This window comes from Acidobacteriota bacterium (assembly GCA_040756905.1).
In the GTDB taxonomy this organism is placed as follows: domain Bacteria; phylum Acidobacteriota; class Aminicenantia; order JBFLYD01; family JBFLYD01; genus JBFLYD01.
In genome coordinates, this window is record JBFLYD010000039.1 from 1 (window position 1) to 3515 (window position 3515).

A 3515-nucleotide genomic window follows, 5' to 3' on the forward strand; every position below is an offset into this window, starting at 1 on the left:
CTTCAGCTTCCTGAATAACCTGAAGCTTAAATTCAGGGCTAAATACTCTTTTTTTACCAGACACTTGCTGCCTCCTTACATAGATAGTGTCTTATTTTTTTGTCCTATGCAAGGGGTGCACTCCCCTCTATTTATTCCCTGAATTTTTACAAGACAGTATTTATAAAGACGCTCATCTTCGGAGATTAGATAGAGAGTGAATTCCTCAGTCTGTGTGTTCTTTAGAATGCGAAGGAGTATGTCTCCTTTAAGGGATTTAAGGGCAATTATTTCGCTATAATATTCCATGAAAGTGCTCAGGTCCTGAGCTGCATAGAAATAGAGAATCTCATCCGGCATGTAGGCGGGAAAGGTGATTAGGATGGAGTTTTTGCTGGAGATATTGCCAAAAAGAGTTCTGGAAAAAATGGAACACGCAACTTTTTTATATTTCTTTTTATCTCTTTTTCTTGATGATGTTAGTTGCATTAGCATATATTCCAACCTCTAATCGTCCTTATTAAGTTTGCCCTATTAAAAAATGGTCCTTATCCCTATTAACAAATATCCTACCACCGAGAAAGGCCGTGAATCGTGAACTGTGAAGGGTGAAGAGTGAAAAGCATAGGCTACCGCCCTCATAAATAAAGGCAAAATATATAAATTTTTAATCATAAACATTCACTCCCCCTTCATCCTCTAAATAACCCCTCCATATATATTATTTAGTGTTGCATTTTTCATCTGCAGAAAATTTTATGCTATTTTTTATGAAATTTTTTGAGAGGCGGATGAGGTATTCGAAAATCTTTCTTCTCTCTTTTCTGTATTTCCTGTAGCTGATTCTATTGAAACGGAAGGAATAGTAATGGAAAAAGGATTTTGTTTCAGATGAGCTCAGCAAATCTTTAAGATAATCTTCAACACAGAGGGATAATTTTCTTCCATAAGAGGGAGAGAACCTTTTTCTCTTCGATGTATCTGGAGATTTTATTTTCGATGAGATTTTTTGTAGATTGAAGAACCCTTTCGAAATCAAATTTTATTTCTTCTTTAAAGCTCTTCTCAAAATCAGTTTTCGCTTCATATCTTAAGTTTAGCTCCAATAAATTTTTATAAATTGATATTATTTCCTGGAGTGAGAAAAAATTTCTGTATTCAGTGCAAAGCTCAACCTGATTTAAAAGTGTCGAGACTATCTTTGGCATTTGAGCTGAGGCAATTTTCATGGTCATGGAGAGGGAAAGAAGCTCATCGAGTGAAATAGGCTTTCTGTCAAGTCTAAGGTTAGAGTTTTTGTAAACAATTGTGTCTCCATCGATAGTCTTTATTTTCAAATCAGGATGTCTTCTGATGCAGATGAGGAGTTCTCTTCTGATTTTAAAGGATTGAGGGTCTATAGAAATTGTTATTTCATGAATTTGCTGTTTTATAATCTTTCTGAGACGGGGGAGGAAAATTTCGAGAAAGTCTTCCTCTTTGAGAGATTCAATCTCATAAGGGCTGAATGTATTTTTGAACCAAGGAAATTGACCAAGCTCATTCTGGGAGAAAATTATTGCAAATGAGCCAAGGAGAATGTCGTTTACGGTGTAGCCTTCGTAATAGAGGAAGCGGTTATAATATCTTTTTGCAAATGGGTAGAAGAACCTCTTGAGTGTGAGGAGAAAATCGGTGAGCTCATCCTCATTGAGTTCATTGCGAAGAGTCTTTATGCAGTATTGCTTTATTTTTGAGGCTAAATCATCCATTGATTTCCTTTGTCTGGTTTGTTTAGTCTATATCAAGCATTATACCGGATAACAAGAGATTCAGGAACCTCTTCGAGAATTGATATTTAAAATTTTCAACAAATCATAGGTAGTAAAAACTTCAACGTCGATTTCTTTAAAATCTTGATCATTAGTCCATATAGGGCAGTTTAATCTTAATGCAAGAGCAAGTAAATGAAAATCATCTGGATCTCTCTTTTCTATCAACTCTTTTGCTTTTTTTATCTCATTTCTATAAAGATCTTCTCCATAAGCAACTACTGGCAGTGTGATCAATGCAAGGTAAAGTTTATCTTCAGAAATCTTCCATTTATCTGAAAATTTTGGTATGTATCTTTCAACTTCTTTGAGAGTAAATTCGGTAGTGAAAAATTGTATTTCTTTTGTCAGGATAAATATCTTACTTGCATTACCTCCAATTATTGCAGAAAGAAGAGGATTAGCGTCTACGACGAGTCTTTCTATAAGATTCAAAATCTCTAAGAACCTCTTCCTCCGCTATTCCTTTAGCTTCAAGGTCTTTTTTTATGAGATCTACAAGTTTTACAAAGAGTTCTTTTCTAAACTCTATTGGTATAGTCTCCCAGGGTGTTGGAAGAAATATCCCTGCCACTTCTCCTCGTCTCATAATAATTAAAGGATCTTTGCTTTTTAAAGCTTTAGTAGCATTATCTCTAAATTCTTTCACTGTTATAAATCTCATATGACCACCTTCATGGCTACATTATACAAATGGGAAAAATATATGTCAATACCTCCTGTATAATTATCAGAAACTCTTAATGAGTTTATTGTGATTTATAAGGGGGATAACTGAGTTTTATTCCTAGAATAAAGTTAAAATGTTTTACGTTTCTTGTGATGAGTTCCATCTCTCTTATCATGCTTGTTGAAGCAATAAATGCGTCTGGTAGAAGAATTCCATGAGAAATACTATAATTTAAAATTAACTCAACAGCAAATTGACATATTCTCTCATTTACATAAATAATCTCTTTAAATGCTGAATAGAAAAATAATTTAAAAGCGCTCAATTCATTTTTATTTCTGGCACCTCGGAAAATCTCCATCACTGAAATAGCAGTGATAAAACGATTTTCTTTTCTGAATGAATTGAGAAAATCTTTTGCTTCTTTAATCCCTCTGAAATTATCGATTAGTATATCTGTATCAAAAATTACATTCTTTTCCAATCTTTTTCTCTTCTCTCTTCTATCCATTTTGATGAATCAGGAATGTCATCACGATCTTTCCAAATCCCAAATACAGAATTTATGTATTCTTCAGCTAAGAGAAGCTCAATTTCAACTTCAGTTTCATCTGGAATCGACAAAGCTTTCTCTAAAATAATTGTCTTTCCTTTAATTCTCCCTTTAACTTTCATATTTCATTAGCTCCTTTTTTAAAAATATTATACCTAAAATATCCTAATTTTACAATTTGCCGTTATACTTCAACTTTATTCATAAATTCGGAGGGAGAAAGAACATGTTATTAAATAACACAATTTATTGAATTATTTATATAAGAGAATTTAGAGGGGTCAGGTCTCAACATTTGACATTTAGATTTTATTTAAAGCTTCCATAAATATATTTTTTATCTAATATCAAATATTGACACTTGAGTCTTTTAATGAAATGTCAAATGTTGAGACCTGACTATAATATATTTTTATTAAAATATAGATATAACATTGAAAATATCAAATTCCTATGCAAGGGAGAGAAAATATTGTATAAGAAAAAAGGAGAGTGGCTTGAC

6 protein-coding genes are annotated in these 3515 nt (G+C 32.7%); all 6 read right to left on the reverse strand.

Annotated features, from left to right (window positions below):
* Window positions 1-75: 75 nt before the first annotated feature.
* Window positions 76-468, reverse strand: coding sequence for a hypothetical protein (locus AB1410_06290; GenBank protein ID MEW6456304.1), 393 nt, complete (start codon window positions 466-468; stop codon window positions 76-78).
* 431 nt (window positions 469-899) lie between these two features.
* The gene (locus AB1410_06295) at window positions 900-1730 is read right to left on the reverse strand and encodes a hypothetical protein (protein MEW6456305.1); all 831 of its coding nucleotides are present in this window, start codon (window positions 1728-1730) and stop codon (window positions 900-902) included.
* A 60-nt stretch (window positions 1731-1790) separates the two neighbouring features.
* Window positions 1791-2225 carry a PIN domain-containing protein gene (locus AB1410_06300; GenBank protein MEW6456306.1) on the reverse strand — a complete coding sequence of 145 codons (435 nt, stop codon included), beginning with the start codon at window positions 2223-2225 and terminating at the stop codon, window positions 1791-1793.
* Window positions 2191-2454, reverse strand: coding sequence for a hypothetical protein (locus AB1410_06305; protein ID MEW6456307.1), 264 nt, complete (start codon window positions 2452-2454; stop codon window positions 2191-2193). The genes AB1410_06300 and AB1410_06305 overlap by 35 nt, the downstream gene beginning before the upstream one ends.
* An 85-nt stretch (window positions 2455-2539) precedes the next feature.
* Window positions 2540-2944, reverse strand: coding sequence for a type II toxin-antitoxin system VapC family toxin (locus AB1410_06310; GenBank protein ID MEW6456308.1), 405 nt, complete (start codon window positions 2942-2944; stop codon window positions 2540-2542).
* Window positions 2929-3135 carry a hypothetical protein gene (locus tag AB1410_06315; protein MEW6456309.1) on the reverse strand — a complete coding sequence of 69 codons (207 nt, stop codon included), beginning with the start codon at window positions 3133-3135 and terminating at the stop codon, window positions 2929-2931. The genes AB1410_06310 and AB1410_06315 overlap by 16 nt, the downstream gene beginning before the upstream one ends.
* Window positions 3136-3515: the final 380 nt, after the last annotated feature.

Bases quoted from the DNA above. Each gene is read 5' to 3' on its own strand.
- AB1410_06290 (MEW6456304.1), bottom strand. From the start codon at position 468: ATGCAACTAACATCATCAAGAAAAAGAGATAAAAAGAAATATAAAAAA.
- AB1410_06295 (MEW6456305.1), bottom strand. From the start codon at position 1,730: ATGGATGATTTAGCCTCAAAAATAAAGCAATACTGCATAAAGACTCTT.
- AB1410_06305 (MEW6456307.1), bottom strand. From the start codon at position 2,454: ATGAGATTTATAACAGTGAAAGAATTTAGAGATAATGCTACTAAAGCT.
- AB1410_06315 (MEW6456309.1), bottom strand. From the start codon at position 3,135: ATGAAAGTTAAAGGGAGAATTAAAGGAAAGACAATTATTTTAGAGAAA.